The 16,475-nt window shown below is 70.3% G+C and carries 18 protein-coding genes and 1 tRNA gene; 11 read left to right on the forward strand and 8 right to left on the reverse strand.

Going from position 1 to position 16,475, the window contains the following annotated elements; genetic code table 11:
- The first annotated feature begins 2 nt into the window (after positions 1 to 2).
- The 4 genes from cobA to QFZ26_RS07685 are packed head-to-tail and all read left to right on the forward strand — an operon-like array spanning position 3 to position 3,490.
- Positions 3 to 797, forward strand: a complete 795-nt coding sequence (gene cobA / locus QFZ26_RS07670; protein WP_307040819.1) for a uroporphyrinogen-III C-methyltransferase — start codon at positions 3 to 5, stop codon at positions 795 to 797.
- Complete coding sequence (locus QFZ26_RS07675; RefSeq protein WP_307040821.1) at positions 794 to 2,209, forward strand: FAD-dependent oxidoreductase; 1,416 nt, start codon at positions 794 to 796, stop codon at positions 2,207 to 2,209. Before cobA ends, QFZ26_RS07675 begins: the two co-directional genes overlap by 4 nt.
- On the forward strand, positions 2,206 to 2,535 hold the full coding sequence (gene fdxA, locus QFZ26_RS07680; RefSeq protein WP_307040822.1) for a ferredoxin: 330 nt from the start codon (positions 2,206 to 2,208) through the stop codon (positions 2,533 to 2,535). The genes QFZ26_RS07675 and fdxA overlap by 4 nt, the downstream gene beginning before the upstream one ends.
- The gene (locus tag QFZ26_RS07685) at positions 2,528 to 3,490 is read left to right on the forward strand and encodes an NAD(P)/FAD-dependent oxidoreductase (RefSeq protein ID WP_307040825.1); all 963 of its coding nucleotides are present in this window, start codon (positions 2,528 to 2,530) and stop codon (positions 3,488 to 3,490) included. Before fdxA ends, QFZ26_RS07685 begins: the two co-directional genes overlap by 8 nt.
- Positions 3,491 to 3,618: 128 nt before the next feature.
- Here the strand turns inward: QFZ26_RS07685 and QFZ26_RS07690 are convergent, their stop codons facing one another.
- Positions 3,619 to 4,542: an NADP-dependent oxidoreductase gene (locus QFZ26_RS07690; protein ID WP_307040827.1), complete on the reverse strand. Its 924-nt coding sequence runs from the start codon at positions 4,540 to 4,542 to the stop codon at positions 3,619 to 3,621.
- Between the two features lie 231 nt (positions 4,543 to 4,773).
- Between QFZ26_RS07690 and QFZ26_RS07695 the strand changes: the two genes are divergently transcribed.
- Together QFZ26_RS07695 and QFZ26_RS07700 are read left to right on the forward strand one after the other, a co-directional pair.
- Positions 4,774 to 5,040: a hypothetical protein gene (locus QFZ26_RS07695; RefSeq protein WP_307040829.1), complete on the forward strand. Its 267-nt coding sequence runs from the start codon at positions 4,774 to 4,776 to the stop codon at positions 5,038 to 5,040.
- 154 nt (positions 5,041 to 5,194) lie between these two features.
- The gene (locus tag QFZ26_RS07700; protein ID WP_307040831.1) at positions 5,195 to 5,845 is read left to right on the forward strand and encodes a uracil-DNA glycosylase; all 651 of its coding nucleotides are present in this window, start codon (positions 5,195 to 5,197) and stop codon (positions 5,843 to 5,845) included.
- A 32-nt stretch (positions 5,846 to 5,877) separates the two neighbouring features.
- On the opposite strand, the gene QFZ26_RS07705 is transcribed toward QFZ26_RS07700, so the two are convergent.
- The 4 genes from QFZ26_RS07705 to QFZ26_RS07720 all read right to left on the reverse strand — a co-directional run bounded on the left by QFZ26_RS07705 (position 5,878) and on the right by QFZ26_RS07720 (position 9,923).
- Positions 5,878 to 6,678 carry an ABC transporter permease gene (locus QFZ26_RS07705; RefSeq protein WP_307040833.1) on the reverse strand — a complete coding sequence of 267 codons (801 nt, stop codon included), beginning with the start codon at positions 6,676 to 6,678 and terminating at the stop codon, positions 5,878 to 5,880.
- An 8-nt stretch (positions 6,679 to 6,686) separates the two neighbouring features.
- Positions 6,687 to 7,589, reverse strand: a complete 903-nt coding sequence (locus QFZ26_RS07710) for an ABC transporter permease (RefSeq protein ID WP_307040836.1) — start codon at positions 7,587 to 7,589, stop codon at positions 6,687 to 6,689.
- The gene (locus tag QFZ26_RS07715; RefSeq protein ID WP_307040838.1) at positions 7,589 to 8,767 is read right to left on the reverse strand and encodes an ABC transporter substrate-binding protein; all 1,179 of its coding nucleotides are present in this window, start codon (positions 8,765 to 8,767) and stop codon (positions 7,589 to 7,591) included. Before QFZ26_RS07715 ends, QFZ26_RS07710 begins: the two co-directional genes overlap by 1 nt.
- Before the next feature lie 106 nt (positions 8,768 to 8,873).
- Positions 8,874 to 9,923: an ABC transporter ATP-binding protein gene (locus tag QFZ26_RS07720; protein ID WP_307040839.1), complete on the reverse strand. Its 1,050-nt coding sequence runs from the start codon at positions 9,921 to 9,923 to the stop codon at positions 8,874 to 8,876.
- 135 nt (positions 9,924 to 10,058) lie between these two features.
- On the opposite strand from QFZ26_RS07720, the gene QFZ26_RS07725 reads away from it, so the two are divergent.
- Entirely contained in the window at positions 10,059 to 10,832 is a 774-nt protein-coding gene (locus QFZ26_RS07725; RefSeq protein ID WP_307040841.1) for a FadR/GntR family transcriptional regulator, read from the forward strand.
- 4 nt (positions 10,833 to 10,836) lie between these two features.
- A complete protein-coding gene (locus QFZ26_RS07730) occupies positions 10,837 to 11,622 on the forward strand; it encodes a PDC sensor domain-containing protein (protein ID WP_307040843.1) in 786 nt (261 codons plus the stop codon).
- 18 nt (positions 11,623 to 11,640) lie between these two features.
- Here the strand turns inward: QFZ26_RS07730 and QFZ26_RS07735 are convergent, their stop codons facing one another.
- Together QFZ26_RS07735 and QFZ26_RS07740 are read right to left on the reverse strand one after the other, a co-directional pair.
- Complete coding sequence (locus tag QFZ26_RS07735) at positions 11,641 to 12,276, reverse strand: alpha/beta hydrolase (protein WP_307040845.1); 636 nt, start codon at positions 12,274 to 12,276, stop codon at positions 11,641 to 11,643.
- Between the two features lie 61 nt (positions 12,277 to 12,337).
- Entirely contained in the window at positions 12,338 to 12,988 is a 651-nt protein-coding gene (locus QFZ26_RS07740; protein ID WP_307040847.1) for a TetR/AcrR family transcriptional regulator, read from the reverse strand.
- Between the two features lie 95 nt (positions 12,989 to 13,083).
- Here QFZ26_RS07740 and QFZ26_RS07745 point away from each other — a divergent pair, with 95 nt between their 5' ends.
- On the forward strand, positions 13,084 to 13,989 hold the full coding sequence (locus QFZ26_RS07745; protein WP_307040849.1) for an alpha/beta hydrolase family protein: 906 nt from the start codon (positions 13,084 to 13,086) through the stop codon (positions 13,987 to 13,989).
- A 49-nt stretch (positions 13,990 to 14,038) separates the two neighbouring features.
- On the opposite strand, the gene dcd is transcribed toward QFZ26_RS07745, so the two are convergent.
- On the reverse strand, positions 14,039 to 14,644 hold the full coding sequence (gene dcd / locus QFZ26_RS07750) for a dCTP deaminase (RefSeq protein WP_307040851.1): 606 nt from the start codon (positions 14,642 to 14,644) through the stop codon (positions 14,039 to 14,041).
- Between the two features lie 129 nt (positions 14,645 to 14,773).
- Between dcd and QFZ26_RS07755 the strand changes: the two genes are divergently transcribed.
- Positions 14,774 to 16,318: a glucoamylase family protein gene (locus QFZ26_RS07755; protein ID WP_307040853.1), complete on the forward strand. Its 1,545-nt coding sequence runs from the start codon at positions 14,774 to 14,776 to the stop codon at positions 16,316 to 16,318.
- 74 nt (positions 16,319 to 16,392) lie between these two features.
- A tRNA-Gly gene (locus QFZ26_RS07760) sits at positions 16,393 to 16,463 on the forward strand.
- Positions 16,464 to 16,475: the final 12 nt, after the last annotated feature.

Here is a 16,475-nt window from a genome sequence, read left to right on the forward strand (position 1 = left end):
AATTGGGCGAGGCGACCGCGCCGCTCGACGAGCGGAAGGGCCGCGTCACGCTCGTCGGCGCCGGCCCCGGCGACCCGGGCCTGCTCACGATTCGCGGCTTGCGCGCCCTCGAGGCGGCCGACGTCATCGTGGCCGACCGGCTCGGCGCCCGCGCGGTGCTCGACGAGTTCGGGCCGACGCTGCGCGCCGAGGTCGTCGACGTCGGCAAGCTCCCCGGCCACCACGCCGTGCCGCAGGACGCGATCAACGCGCTGCTCGTCACCCTCGCCCGCGACGGCAAGCACGTCGTACGCCTGAAGGGCGGCGACCCGTTCATCTTCGGACGCGGCAGCGAGGAGGTCGCGTTCTGCCGCGACGCCGGCGTGGCGGTCGAGGTCGTTCCCGGGGTCACGAGCGCGATCTCGGTGCCGGCGATCGCCGGCATCCCCCTCACCCATCGCGGACTCGCCACGACCTTCACCGTCGTCACGGGCCACGACCAGATCCAAGCGCTCGGCGGCGCACGCGACCACACCGTCGTGCTCCTGATGGGCATCGGTACGCTCGCGAACTCCGCCATCACCCTCGCCCGCGGCGAGCGCGGCCCGGGCTGCCCGGTCGCGATCGTCGAGGACGGCTACGGGCCACGCCAGCGCGTGACCGTCGGCACGCTCGACACGATCGCACTGCAGGCGGCCCGCCGGGGCATCCGCTCGCCCGCCGTCGTGGTCGTCGGCGACGTCGTCACCCTCAGCCCGTACGCACCCGAGGCGCTCGAAGCGCCCGCCGCACACCATCGAAAGGCACCGCAGCAATGACCCGTCCCCTCCGCGTCGCGATCGGCGGAGCCGGCCCCGCCGGCATCTACGCCGGCAACATCCTCCGCCGCCAGGTCGCCGAGTCGGGCGGCGAGGTCGCGATCGACCTGTTCGAGTCGCTGCCGGCGCCCTACGGGCTCATCCGCTACGGCGTCGCACCCGACCACCCCCGCATCAAGGGCATCGTGAACTCGCTGCACGAGATGCTCGACTCCGGCGACCTGCGCCTCATCGGCAACGTCGAGATCGGCCGCGACCTCGAGGTCGCGGAATTGCGCGCACGGTACGACGCCGTGATCTTCGCGACGGGCGCGCTGCGCGATGCACCCCTCGACATCCCGGGCATCGAGGCCCCCGGGTCGTACGGCGCCGCCGACTTCGTCGCCTGGTACGACGGCCACCCCGACGTGCCGCGCGAGTGGCCGCTCGAAGCGCAGTCGATCGCGGTCATCGGCAACGGCAACGTCGCCCTCGACGTCGCGCGCGTGCTGGCGAAGCATCCGAAGGACCTGCTGCCGACGGATGTCCCGGCGAACGTCGTCGCCGGGCTCGAGGCGTCGCCCGTCACCGACGTGCACGTCTTCGGCCGTCGCGGACCCACCCACGTGAAGTTCACCCCCATCGAGCTGCGCGAGCTCGGCGAGGTGCCCGACGTCGACGTGATCGTCTACGACGACGACTTCGAGCGCGCCGCGAACGACCCGCACGCCGAGCAGCTGCTCGCCTCGAACAACCAGGTGAAGGTGATGACCCGCACGCTGAACGGCTGGCGCAAGCCCGCCGACTGGCAGCCGACCGCATCCCGCCGCCTGCACCTGCACTTCCTGCACGCACCGGTCGAGGTCGTCGGCGATGGTCGCGTCGAGGCCGTGCGGTTCGAGCGCACGCGACCCGTCGGCGACGGCAGCGTCGAGGGCACCGGCGAGTTCGTGGAGTACCCCGTGCAGGCCGTGTACCGCGCGGTCGGCTACGCGAGCTCGCCGCTGCCGGGAGTGCCGTTCGACGAGCGGCGGGCCGTGATCCCGAACGACGGCGGGCGCGTGCTCGACGCCGCCGGTTCACCGCTGCCCGGCGTCTTCGCGACCGGGTGGATCAAGCGCGGGCCCGTCGGACTGATCGGCCACACGAAGGGCGACGCGCTCGAGACCGTCGCGAACCTGCTGGCGGATGCCGCGGCCGGCGCGCTGCCCGCACCGGCCGTGTCGCCCGGCGCCGACGGCGACGAGGTGCTCGAGCTGCTCGAGGCGCGCGGCGTGCCGTTCACGACCTGGGCCGGCTGGCTCGCGCTCGACGCGCACGAGCGCGCGCTCGGCGAGGCATCCGTCGCCGCCGTCACCCGCGAGCGCATCAAGGTCGTGCCCCGCGACGAGCAGGTGTCGATCTCGCGCGACGGCGCGCTCGCACTGTCATGACGTACGTCATCGCACTGCCGTGCGTCGATGTGAAGGACCGCGCGTGCATCGACGAGTGCCCGGTCGACTGCATCTACGAGGGTGAGCGGTCGCTGTACATCCACCCCGACGAATGCGTCGACTGCGGCGCCTGCGAACCGGTCTGCCCCGTCGAGGCGATCTACTACGAAGACGACCTGCCCGACATGTGGGCCGACTACTACAAGGCGAACGTCGAGTTCTTCGACGAGATCGGCTCACCCGGCGGCGCCGCGAAGACCGGCATGCTCGACTTCGACCACCCGCTCGTCGCCGCGCTGCCGACGCAGGTCGAGGCGCATGGCTGAGGCGCCGGGCGCAGAGGTCGTCGTCGACGCGCTCGTCATCGGCGGCGGACCCGCGGGCCTCTCGGCCGCGCTGAACCTCGGCCGCGCTCGCGCGAGCGTGCTCCTCGCCGATGCCGGACGCCCCCGCAACGCGGCAACGCTGCGCTCGCACGGCTTCCTCACGCGCGACGGCGTGCCGCCGATCGAGCTGCGCAAGCTCGGGCTGGCCGAGCTCGCGGCCTACCCCGACGTGCAGATCGCCGCGCGCACGCCCGTCTCGACGCTCGCCTCGGTGACGGATGCCCCCGACGGCATACGCTTCCTCGCAACGCTTGCGGGCCGCGGCGCCAGCGCACCCGCCCGTGTCGCCGCCCGCTCCGTACTCGTCGCCACCGGACTCCGCGAGACGCTGCCCACCATCCCGAGCATCCGCGCCTACTACGGCATGACGCTCTTCAGCTGTGCCGCGTGCGACGGCTGGGAACTGCGCGACCGCCCCCTCGCACTCATCGGCGAGACCGGCGACCTCGCCACCCGCGCGCTCCTCATCTCACGCTGGACCGATGAGCTGACGGTGTTCACGGGCGGCGCGCCGGTCGTCGACGTCGCCGAGGAGGCGCATCTCGCCAGTCGCGGCATCCGCGTCGACCGCCGTCCGATCGACGACCTCGAGGGCGAGCGCGGCACCGTCTCAGCGGTGCGCCTCGCCGACGGCGACCGCGTGCCCATCGCGGGCGGCTTCGTGCGGCCCGCGTGGCATCCGTCGCTCGAGTTCCTCACGGGCGTCGCGCCCGAGGTCGATGCCGACGGTCACCTGGTGACGGATGCCTCGGGGCGCACGAGCATCGTCGGCCTCTACGCCGCGGGCGACGCCGCGTGCCCGGGGCCACAGCAGCTCATCGTCGCCGCCGGAGCCGGCGCTCGTGTCGCGGCCGTGCTCACGCACGACCTCCTCGGCGTCACGACCGCGCACTGAGCGCGGGCATCCGCGCCCGCACCCCGCACCCCGCACGCCGCATCCGGTTCCAAGACAGGCACCTCGAACGGCGTGTCGCCGCGCTCTTCCTGTCTTGAGCACGAGAGCCATGCAATGGCGCCCGCTGCTCACTCGTCTTCGCTGACCTTGATGATCGTCTTGCCGTTGACGCGATGCTCCGGTGCGAAGGCGGCGGCGGTCTCGGCGAGGGGGCGCACCGCGCCGACGATCGGCCTGAGGCGCCCGTCTTGGAGACGGCGGCCGAGGTCAGCCAACCGGGCGCGGTCGGGCTCGACGACGAAGAATATCGCCTGGCCGTTCTCGGGCTGTCGTGGGGCAGGGCCGGCGATGGTGACGATTCTTCCGCCCGGGCGCAGCACGCTGAGGGAACGATCGAAGACGTCCCCGCCGATGACGTCGAGGACGACGTCGACCTGACCGATGTCTTCGAGCCGGTCGGATTGGAGGTCGACGAATTCATCCGCTCCGAGTCCGCGCACGGTGTCGCGGTCGCTGCTGCGGCCGGTGCCGATGACCCGCGCACCGACCTCCCGAGCGAGCTGCACGGCGATGGAGCCGACACCGCCGGCCGCGCCATGGATGAGCACGGTCTGCCCGGTCACAAGCTGCCCATGCTCGAACAGCCCCTGCCACGACGTCAGCCCCGAGATGGGAAGTGCCGCGGCAGCGACGAGATCCACACTTGCCGGCAGCGGTGCGAGGTTGCGGGCCTCGACGGCGGCGTATTCGGCGAGGGAGCCGTTGCGCGTCCAGTCCGTCAGCCCGAACACACGCTGTCCCACGGTGAGGCCCGTCGTGCCGTAGCCCAGTTCGACCACATCACCCGCCAGCTCATGACCGGGAACGCTCGGAGTGCGGTCCCGACCCGCGCGGTCCGTCCAGGTTCCAGGCCAGGCCAGCTCGCCGGGCGTGAATCCTGCAGCGTGAACTCGCACGATGACGTCGTTCTCCGCGGCATGGGGGTCGTCGATGTCGGTCAGCGTCATCCCGCTGACGCCTGCCTCCGCGTCGCTCACAGTGATGGCTTTCATGTCTCCCTCTCCGTGGTGGACCAGCTCGGCGCCCAGTGACGGGACTGGTGCTGGGAATCGTCACTGAGAGACGTTAGTCGTCAAGATCGAGAACGACCACGTGGTCGAGGAAGGGGCGAACAGGCCGACCCGCGGCATCCGCCCCCGACATAGGCACTTCGACCGGCGTGTGGCACGGATCGGCCTGTCTTCGGCACCGCCGCACACGGCGCACATCGATAAGGTGGCGCCATGGCAGGAGTTGAAGGCGAGGAGCGACCGGTCGAGCCGGAGGCCCAACCGGAGGTCGAGCCCGGCGAACCCGGCGAACCCGACGAGGCAGCCAAGCCCGAGCCGCCGTACCAGGCGCTCTTCCCGAACCTCGACCGGGTCTCGCGGTCCTCGTTCGACCAGGGCACGGTCAGCCGGCGTCGCATCAACCGCGCACTCGCCGTGCTCGCGGTCGTCGCGGTGCTCGTCGTGCTCGCCGTCGTCCTCATCCCGGTCCTGACGCGCTGAGCCGCCACGGCCGCATGCCGAGACAGGCCGATTCGTGGCATCCGTCACCAAGACAGGCCACTCACACGGCGCGTCGCACGCTTCGGCCTGTCTGAAGCGACCCCGACCGGGTCGCGAGCGCGTCAGGATGGTGGGGTGGCAGAAGGGATGCGTGATGGCTCGAGATTCGATCGACGGGTTCGTTGAGCGGCTCGCCACGAGCGGCGGCGGCCCGAACAGCGTGAACCCGTTCGACCACTCTCGACCTGGCAACACGATCCGGCGCCGCAACCTCCGGCGATATCTCGAGCAGCTGGCCGACCACCGCCCGACCACGCTGCTCGTCGGCGAGGCGCCCAGCTACCGCGGGATGCGGATCACCGGCGTCCCGTTCACGAATGCCGCCATACTGCAGCAGGGAGTTCCCCACTTCGGCCTGTTCGGATCCGCGAACGGGTACTCCGTGCCCGATGACCTGCCGACGGTCGCGGCCGAGCCGACGGCGACCGTGATGTGGCGCGCGCTCGCGGAGCTCGACTTCCTGCCGGTGCTCTGGAGCGCCTACCCGCTGCACCCGCACCGGCCGGGCGACCCGCTCTCGAACCGCAGGCCGTCGACCGTGGAAGCGGCGCAGTGGGCCTGGTCGTGGCGCGCGCTCATGGACCTGTTCGCGATCACGTCGGTCGTCGCGGTCGGCAACGTGGCACACGACACCTTGGTGCGAAACGGCATCGCGGCCCCTCGCGTGCGGCATCCCTCCCACGGCGGCAAGATGCTGTTCACGCAGGGCCTGCGGGAGCTGCTCGCCCAGGGCACCATCGCCTGAGACAGGAACAGCGCGCGGCCGCGAGGCATCCGTTACCGCCGCTCCACCTCCGAGCCGGACAACCGCTGTGCGATGTAGATCGGGATGATCGACACGAGCACGAGCACGACGGCGATCACCGACACGACCGGCGCCTGGCTCGGCCGGAACATGTTGTTCAGGATGAAGATCGGCAGCGTCGTGACCCCCGACCCCGCGGTGAACGTCGTCACGATGATCTCGTCGAACGAGAGCGCGAACGCGAGCAGGCCGCCCGCGAGCAGCGCCGAGCGCAGCTGCGGGAACGTCACGAGCCGGAACGTCGTCCAGACGCCGGCGCCGAGGTCGGCGGATGCCTCTTCGAAGTTCATGCCGAGCCGCCGCAGCCGAGCGATCACGTTGTTGAAGACGGTGACGATGCAGAACGTGGCGTGTGCGATCACGACCGTCCAGATCGAGAGGGGCACGCCCATGATCGTGCGGAAGAAGTTGTTCAGCGCGATGCCGGTGATGATGCCCGGCAGCGCGATCGGCAGGATGATGAGCAGGCTGATCGCGTCGCGCCCGAAGAACGAGAACCGCTGCAGCGCGAGCGAGATGAGGGTGCCCAGTACGAGCGAGATGATCGTCGCGATCACGGCGATCTGCACGCTCGTCACCACCGCCTCGATGGCGCCCGCACTGTTGAACGCACGCACCCACCACTCGAGCGTGAAGCCGGGGGGCGGCCAGGTCAGCGACGTCGACGTCGAGAACGAGTTCACGAGCACGACGAACAGCGGCACGTAGACCACCACGAGGATCAGCGCGGTGACGATGCCGAGCGTCGTGCGGGAGAAGCGGGAGAGGCGCATGCGTTTCCCTACAGGTTGTCGAGCGCGCCGGTGCGACGCACGAGGAAGAGGTAGCCGAAGATGATCACGATCGGGATGAGCGCGATCGCCGACGCAAGTGGCAGGTTGTTCGCCGCGCCCACGTTCGTGTAGACGAGGTTGCCGAGCATCTGGTTCGCACCGCCCACGATGTTCACCGTGATGTAGTCGCCGAGCGAGAGCGAGAAGGCGAAGATCGTGCCCGCGATGATCGCCGGCAACGCGAGCGGGAAGACCACGAGCCGGAGCGTCGGCCAGGTGCGGCCGCCGAGGTCGCCGGATGCCTCGAGCAGCGAGTCGGGCACCCGCTCGAGCCCCGCGTAGATGGGCAGGATCACGTAGGGCAGCCAGAGGTAGGAGAGCGTGATGATGGTCGCCGGCAGGCCGTAGCCCGGCGTGTGCCCGCCGAACGGCGCGACGAGCCACTCGAGGATCCCGTCTTGGGAGAGCACCGAGCGCCACGCGTACGCCTTGACGAGGTACGACGCCCAGAGCGGCGTGAGCACCGCGATGACGAGGATGCGTTGCATGCGCGGCGTCGCGACCTTCGCCATGAAGAACGCGATCGGCAGCGCGAGCGCGACGTCGATGATCGTCACGAGCAGGGCGACGCCGAGCGTGCGCAGGGTGACGGTCTGGTAGAGCGAGCCCGTGACGACGGTGATGATGTTGTCGAGCGTCCAGGTCTGGCTGATCTGCCCCGTGAAGCTGTCGACCGACCAGAACGCGGTGACGAGCAGCAGCACGAGGGCCACGATGTAGACGAGTCCGAGCCAGAACAGCGGCGCGCTGAGGAGCAGCGCGAGCCGCGCCCGCGGGTGGGTCGCAAGGAAGGCGGAGCCCGCCCTCGCCGCACTGCGACGAGGGCGAAGCTCCGCGGAGGCCGACGTCATCAGCCCTTGATCTCCGACCAGGCCTCGGTCCAGCCGGAGTAGTCGACGCACTCAACGTCGGTGCGTCCGTCGAGGCACTCGGCGATAGGGGTCGACCAGTACCAGATCTGCGACGCGTAGTCCTCGTCCCCGGCGTGGAACGCCTCGCACGAGCCTTCGGAGCGGAACTCGCACGCGGCCTCGTTCGAGGGCGCCTCACCGAAGTACTCGGTGGCGGCGGCGTTCGCCTCGGGGCTCGCGATGTAGTTCAGCCACGCGTACGCGCAGTTGGGGTTCTTCGACTCGGACGCGATCATCCACGTGTCGGACCATCCGGTCGTGCCCTCTTCCGGCAGCACGACCGCGGTCGGCGCTCCCGAACCCTCGAGCACGTTCTGGATGACCTGCCAGCTCGTGCCGACGACGGTGTCGCCGGTCTCGAACGCCTGGATCTCCTTCAGGTAGTCCGACCAGTACTCGCCGATCGAGGCGCGCTGCTCCTTGAGCAGGTCGACGGCCGCCGCGAACTGCTCCTCGTCGAGGGCGTACGGGTTCTCGATGCCGAGCTCGGGCTGGTGGTGCATCAGGTACACCGCGGCATCCGCGATGTAGATGGGCGAGTCGTAGGCGGTGACCTTGCCGGCGTTCTCGCTCGCCTTGTCGAACACGACGTCCCATGAGGTGGGCGCCTCGGGGAACAGCTCCGTGTTGTACATGAGCAGGTTCGCACCGTAGCCGTGCGGCACGCCGTAGGCCTCGCCGTCGACCGAGTTCCACGACTGCATCTTCAGGAAGTCGTAGATGCCCTCGTAGTTCGGGATGAGGTCGGTGTTGACGGGGGCCACATCGCCGGCGGCGACGAGGCGCAGCGAGGCGTCACCGGATGCCGCGACCACGTCGTAGTCGCCGGTCTTCATGAGGCTGAACGCCTCGTCGGAAGTGCCGTAGGTCTTGGAGGTGACCTTGCAGCCGGTCTCCTCCTCGAACGGCGTGACCCAGTCGACCTCGGGGTCGTTGGAGCCGTCTTCGACGTAGCCTGGCCACGCGAGGAGCGAGACCTGACCCTCCATCTCGCCGAGTTCGGTGGCGGCCTCGCCGCCGCCATCGGTGCCGCCGGAGGTGGTGCCGCAGGCCGTGAGCATCGCGATCGAGGCGATCGCGAGCCCGACGGTCGCGCCACGGCGTGCCGTGTGCGTCATCCGCTTCATTGTTCTCTCCTGTTCTGTGTGGTGCAGGTGTCGTGCAGGTGTCGTGCGGGTGTCGTGCGGAGGTGGTGCTGGTCTGCTGGTCGAGCGGGCGGATGCCTCAGCCCGAGATGCCCGGGAGCACCTCGGTACCCAGGTGCACGACGTCGTCGTCGTGCCATGAGACGACCACCAGGTCGCCGCGCTCGTCGTCGTGCACTCGGTCGCGGTCGTTCTGCTCGAGCACGGTGACGCGCGTGCCGTCGTCGAGATCGACGACGAGGCGTACCCCGCTGCCGAGGTAGATCGCCTCGACGACCGTGCCCGGCACGTTGCGCACGCCGTCGCCGCGGAGTCCGTCACGCGTGACGGTCATCTTCTCGGGACGCACGGAGTGGTGGCCGTCGCGTCCGAGGATGCTGCGCGACCGCGCGTCGTCGAAGAGGTTCGAGGTGCCGACGAAGTCGGCGACGAAGCGCGAGCCGGGCCGCTCGTAGAGCTCGGCGGGCGTGCCGAGCTGTTCGATGCGGCCGTTGTTGAACACGGCGATGCGGTCGGAGAGGGTGAGCGCCTCCTCCTGGTCGTGCGTGACGAAGATGAACGTGATGCCGAGGTCGCGCTGGATCTCCTTGAGCTCGACCTGCATCTGCTCGCGGAGCTTCAGGTCGAGGGCGCCGAGCGGCTCGTCGAGCAGCAGCACCTTCGGCTCGACGACGGTCGCACGGGCCAAGGCGACCCGCTGCCGTTGTCCGCCCGAGAGCTGCGAGGGCTTGCGGGCCGCCATCTGCTCGAGCCGCACCGCGGCGAGTGCGCGCATCGCCCGCTCGCTGCGCTCCTTGCGCCCGATGCCGCGCACGCGCAGGCCGTAGGCGACGTTGTCGAGCACGCTCATGTGCGGGAACAGCGCGTAGTCCTGGAACACCGTGTTGACGTCGCGGTCGAAGGGCGCCCGCTTCGTGACGTCTTCGCCGAAGAGCTCGATGGTGCCGCCGGTGGGCTGCTCGAAGCCGGCGATGAGGCGCAGCACGGTGGTCTTCCCCGAGCCCGAGGGGCCCAGCATCGAGAAGAACTCGCCCGCGGCGATCTCGAGGTCGACACGGTCGACCGCGGTGACCGCGCCGAACTCCTTCGTCAGCGCGGTGAGGCGGATGGCCGGCTGCGGCTCGGTCATGGGCATCTCCTTCGATGGGCAAAACATCTGGAACCAGAGGTTCGGTGCTTGAAATCATATGACTCCAGATGTCAATGTCCAGAGGCGCGTGTTACGGTCGTGTCACAGATTCCGATTCGGATGCCGGGAGGTCGGATGCCGCAGGCCACCGGCCGCGCCGACGCGGCTCGCGCGGTCGTCTTCTCGCCGCTCGAGGGCGCGGGCCGCGCCGAGCTCGTCGAGCAGCGCATCACCGACGCGATCGTCGCCGGCGTGCTCCGCGACGGCGAGCGGCTGCCGAGCGAATCCGACCTCGCCCGCAGCCTCGGCGTCGCCGTCGTCACGGCCCGAGAGGCCCTGCTCTCACTCCGCGACAAGGGGCTCGTGCTCACCCGGCGCGGCCGTGACGGCGGAAGCTTCGTCACCCACGACCGCGAGGCGTCGATGCGCATGGTCGACGAGCGGTTGCGCGCCCAGAGTCGCATCGAGCTGCGCGACCTCTCACTGCACTACGCCGCGATCGCCGGCATGGCCGCCGAGGTCGCGGCTGATCGCGCGAGCGACGACGACCTCACGAGCCTCGCCGAGATCGACGCGCGCGCCGACCTCGCCACCCCGGGCGGCGCGCGCCGCGCCGTCGGTCGCTTCCAGCTCGAGATCGCCGCGGTCAGCCAGTCGCCGAGGCTCGTGCACGAGGAGCTGCGGCTGCAGGCGGAATCCGGGCCGCTGCTCTGGCTGTGCCTGCGCGAGCAGGCGTATCGTGACCGCAGCAGGCAGGCCCGGCTCGAGGTGATCGAGGCCATCCGCGTCGTCGCTCCCGAACGGGCCCGACAGATCACCACCGACCACATCGCTTCGGCCACCGAGTGGCTGATCGACGAGAAGGTGCGGCTCGAGTCGGGCGCACCTGCCGACGAACGGAAGGAGTGAGGCCATGACCATCACCGTCGCCATCACCGCCGAGGCGATGGCGCGCCGCATCGCCTCGACGATCGACCCGCTCTTCATGCTGGTCGACGGCTGGCGCGACGTGCTCGAAGCACAGCTCGCCGCGGCCTCCGGTGCCAACGCCGCGGACCTCGATCCCGTCGTCGCGGCGCTCGTGCGCCCGGCGCTCGACGACCCGCGCGGGCTCATCACCGGCGCCGGCTTCGTGGCCGCGCCCGGATTCCTCAACGATGCACCGTGGCACCTCGCCTGGTGGCTCAGCGGCACCAACACGTTCCGCGCCGCTCCCGATGCCGGGGTGCGCCGCCTCGACGCGGTGAGCGATCCCGACTCCGAGCAGTTCCGCGACTACACGACGCTCGAGTGGTGGCGGGTGCCCGCGCGCACCGGCACCCGGCACCTCACCGGCCCCTACGTCGACTACCTCTGCACCGACGATTACACCGTCACGATCACGACGCCCGTCACCGTGGGCGGCGAGCTCGTCGGCCTCGTCGGCACCGACGCGTACGTGGCCCGCCTCGAGCAGGAGCTCCTGCCGGTGCTGCGCGAGTCGGGGCATCCGTGCACCCTCGTGAACGCCTCGGGCCGCATCGTCGCTTCGTCCGACCCCCGCCGAGCCACCGGGGCGCTGCTCCGCCTCGAAGGACTCGCCGAGGTGCTCGCCCCCCTGCACGAGGGAACCGGGTCGACGGAGGTCGCGGCGCTCGCCGGCGGGCAGACCGTCGTGCCGTGCGGCGACACCTCGCTCGCGCTCGTCGTCGAGGCCTGAGGCGCTCGCTCCCGCTCCTCAGCGAAGTCGGTGCCGCAGGAACTCGGCCACATCCTCGATCTCGTGCGGCGAGGTCGAATGGTCGAGGCCCTCGTACACGTGCGACTCGAGCGCGGTGTGCCGTTCGAGCCAGCCGGCGGTGCGCTCGGTGATCTCGGCGTCGAACAGCGGGTCATCGGCTCCTCGCCCCCAGAACACCGGCGGTCCGCGCTCGGCGAGCACGGCGTCGGAACGTTGCTCGCCGCGCACGACGTAGCCCGCGAGGTTGACGGCGAACCCGATGCGTTCGGAGCGCCGGAGCACGTGAGTGGCCATCGCCCCGCCCTGCGAGAAGCCGAGGGTCCCGATGAGCGACGGCGTGAACGTGAGGGCGTCGAGCCATCGGAGCACCGCGTCGGCCGCCTGGTCGGCATCTTCGGCGAGCGGATCGCCCGAGGGGTTCCTCGCCGGGTCGAACCACGACCAGGTGCCCTCCTCGGCGATGGGAGCGCGCAGCGACACGATCACGAACTCCGAAGGCAGGGCGGATGCCATCGCGAACCGATCGGCCGGATCGCCGCGCCGCCCGTGCATGAGCACCAGGAGCGGCCGGCCCGCGCGGCTGCCCGGGTCGGCGTTCCACAGCGCGGCCTCGGGATCGATCGAGATGCTCATCCGCCAACGCTACCGAGCCGCGACGAAGGCGTCGAGGAGATCCCGGCGGGCGGGCAGCGCGTCAGTCGACGTGCTCGGCGAGCGGGCGCAGCACCTCGGCGTCGGCCCCGGCGTCGAGCAGTCGCGACACGAGAGCGCGTCGCGCGAGCCGGTAGGGCTCGTTCGAGCCGGTCATGACCGACCGCGTGTTCGAGGCGTCGAGCAAGGCCATGAACTCGAACGCGAGCTGTGCGGCATCGGCGTCGGCGGCGAGCTCGCCCTGGTCGACGGCGTAGCCGAGCGAGACCCGCACGTAGTCATTCCAGCTCTCGTACGCCTGGGCGATCGCGTCACGCACCGCCCCCGGCTTCGAGTCGAAATCGGCGGCGGCCGCGGCGAAGAAGCATCCGCCCGGGAACACGCGGTCGCGGGAGTACGCGATCCAGGCGTCGAGCAGGGCCACGATGCGGCGGATGCCCCGTGGCTCGACGCGCGCGGGCTCGAGCACCGTCGCGACGAATCGCAGGCGCGCCGCCTCGACGGCCGCGAGCTGCAGGCGCTCCTTCGTGCCGAAGAGCGTCGCGACGCCGCTCTTGCTGACGTTGGCGGCTGCGGCGAGGCGGCCGATCGACAGCCCGTCGAGCCCTTCGACCGACGCGAGGTCGGCGGCGCTCGCGAGCACCACGCGCCGCGAGGCATCCCCTCGCTGGCGTCGTCCGTCGATCTGCTCCATGTCTTGTATTTTACGCACGATCGTTCGTATAGTGTACGTACGACCGTTCGTATTCATTGAGTGGATGCCCCGGAGCATCCGCGATCGGAGCCACCATGCACCCCGTCATCAGCACCCAGGTCGCTGTGATCCGCGCCGCCGACCGCGTCTCCCCCGAGCTCGCCGGTCGCCTGGCGATGCCGCTCTTCCGCCAGGTGCTGCCCAAGCTCCCGCTGCGCCGCGAAGACCGCGCCGTGCACGAGGGCGCCGAGCGCGGCACCCTGCGCGTGCGCGGTCGCGACGTCGTCACCTACTCGTGGGGCCGCGGCCCGGACACCGTGCTGCTCGTGCACGGCTGGCGCGGCAGGGCGTCGCAGTTCGGCCCGATCGTGCGCGAGCTCCGCGCCGAGGGGTTCCGGGTCGTCTCCTTCGATGCCCCCGCGAACGGCGAATCCGCGGGTCGGCACACCGACATCCGCGACTACCTCGCCGCCATCGATGCGCTCCAGGCGCGGCACGGGCGGTTCCATCTCATCGTCGGGCACTCGTTCGGCTCGCTCGCAGCGCTCACGGCGGTGCGTGAGGGCACCGCGACGGGCGGCGTCACGGCGATCGCCGGCATGGCCGATGCCCGATACCTCGTCGACGGCTTCGCCGCCAAGGTCGCGTTGAGCGCCGCGACCGCCGACGTGCTCGCGCGGGAGTTCACACGCCGCGTCCTGCCCGGCGTCTCCGACCCGTACCGCCGGTTCGACGCCATCGCCGCTCCCCTGCCGGCCGCGGTGCCGCTCCTCGTCGTGCACGACCGCGCCGACCGCGAGGTCGCCGCGGCCGAGGGCCTCCGCCTCCACGCCGCCCACGGCGAGCGTTCGCGGCTCGTGCTCACCTCAGGGGCGGGGCACTCTCGCATCCTCGGCGCCGATGTCACGCTCGACGCCGTCACGGCGTTCGCGACCGGCGGCCTGCCGGCGGTCGACCGGGCGGGCCTCGGGCAGGTCGGCGTCGGGGCATCCGTCGCCTGACCGGCGTTTCGACCGACCGGCCTGCCCGACTGGCCGGCCGTCACCGGCATCAGTTGCCGTGGGCTCCCGCATCGGTCACGCCGACGTCGGTGCGGTGGAAGTTGTGGAACGAGCGCGACGCGGTGGGCCCGCGCTGGCCCTGGTAGCGGTTCGCGTACTCCGCCGAGCCGTAGGGGCGCTCGCTCGGCGACGAGAGGCGGAAGAAGCACATCTGCCCGATCTTCATGCCCGGCCAGAGCTTGATGGGCAGTGTCGCCACGTTCGAGAGCTCGAGCGTGACGTGGCCGGTGAACCCGGGGTCGATGAAGCCGGCCGTGGAGTGCGTGAGCAGGCCGAGCCGGCCGAGCGAGCTCTTGCCCTCGAGGCGGGCCGCGACATCGTCGGGCAGGGTGACCGCCTCGTAGGTCGACGCGAGCACGAACTCGCCGGGGTGCAGGATGAACGCCTCGTCGGGCCGCACCTCGATGAGGTGGGTGAGCTCGGGCTGGTCTTCGGCGGGATCGATGAAGGGGTACTTGTGGTTGTCGAACAGCCGGAAGTACCGGTCGAGTCGGACGTCGATCGAGGAGGGCTGGATCATGCTCGGTTCGTAGGGTTCCAAGCCGATGCGCTGCTGGTCGAGTTCGGCCCTGATGTCGCGATCCGAGAGAAGCACCTGCCCAGCCTACTGCGGTGCGGGGCATCCGCTCAGTCCACTCGGCCCGAAAACCTTCCATCCGTCAGGTATTAATGCGAAGCTGTCACACGTCTCCCCATCGGGGAATCGAGAACGAAGGAGTTCCGCATGCGATCGAATCTGCGCGCGCTGATCGGCGTGGCCGCGGCCGTGGCATTGCTCGTGCCACCGACGGCCACCTTCGCCGGCGATGAGAACGGCAGGAAGCCGGGATCGTCCACCCAGGTGCTCCGCGAGTACGCGGCCGACACCTGGACCTCGCTCGTCGCGATGACCGACGAGCAGACCGGTCTCGTCGCCGACAACATCGAAGGCGACCTGAGCGCCCCGGCCGAATACACGAGCCCCACGAACATCGGCGGCTACCTCTGGTCGACCGTCGTCGCCCGCGACCTGCACCTCATCACGAGAAAAGAGGCGCGCGACCGCATGAGCACGACGCTCGCCACGCTCGCGACGCTCGAGCGGCACGAACCGAGCGGCATGTACTACAACTGGTACTCGCCCACCGACGGCACGAAGCTCACGACCTGGCCCACGAACGGCAGCGCGGTGCATCCGTTCCTCTCGACCGTCGACAACGGATGGCTCGCCACGGCGCTGCGCGTCGTCGCCGCGGCCGAACCGAAGCTCGCGAGCGACGCGACCGCCCTCTACGACAGCATGGACTTCGGCTGGTACCACGACCTCAACGCTCGCCCCGAGGTCGGCATCAACCGCGGCGGCTTCTGGGTCGAGGCGCCTCCCGGCTGCTCGGCGCCCGGCAACTACGGCGATGACGGACCCGCCGTGTACTACACCTGCCACTGGTACGACACGACTGTGAGCGAGTCGCGCATCGCGACCTACCTCGGCATCGCGAACGGGCAGATCCCCGCCGAGGGGTACTACGGCACCCTGCGCACGATGCCCGACCAGGGCTGCGACTGGGATTGGCAGGAGCAGAAGCCCACCGGCGAGTGGCGCGAGTACCTCGGCGTGCCGGTCTTCGAGGGCGTGTACGAGTACCGCGGCATGAAGCTGGTCCCGGCCTGGGGCGGCAGCATGTTCGAGGCGCTGATGCCCGACCTGTTCGTGCCCGAGTCCGACTGGGGCGCCGAGTCGTGGGCCGTCAATCACCCGGCGACCGTGCGGGCGCAGCTCGAGCACGGCCTCGACGAGGCCGGCTACGGGTACTGGGGCTTCTCACCGGCATCCGACCCCTTCGGTGAATACCGCGAATACGGGGTCGAGGTGATCGGCATCAGCTCAGACGGCTACGCGAGCGACGTCGAACGCACGAACGTCGACGTCGGCTACGAGGGATGCCGCGAGGCCACGAACCCGACCCCCGAATTCGGCGACGGCGTGGTGACCCCGCACGCCGCGTTCCTCGCGCTCCCCTATGACAAGCACGCGGTGCTCGAGAACCTCGCGGGATTGAAGAACGACCTGGGCGCCTACGGGCCCGGCGGCTTCTACGACTCGGTCGCCGTCGGCAGCGGCACGCTCGCCGAGCGCTACCTGAGCCTCGACCAGTCGATGATCATGGCCGCCATCGGCAACGAGCTCGGCGACGACCTGCTGAAGCACTACTTCGTCGACGACTCGTTCGAGCAGGCCGTGCGACCGCTGGTCGAAGCACTCGACTTCGGTTCGGTGCTGCCCGAGTAGCGCGCGAACGGAATGAACAGCGCGGCACGTCTTGCTAGCATGGTGACCGTGCATCTGCCAGGCGGATGCCGCGCGCGGATGTAGTTCAATGGTAGAACTTCAGCTTCCCAAGCTGATAGCGCGGGTTCGATTCCCGTCATCCGCTCTGATCAGGACT

Origin of the sequence: Agromyces ramosus (assembly GCF_030817175.1) — a bacterium.
Taxonomy (GTDB): domain Bacteria; phylum Actinomycetota; class Actinomycetes; order Actinomycetales; family Microbacteriaceae; genus Agromyces; species Agromyces ramosus_A.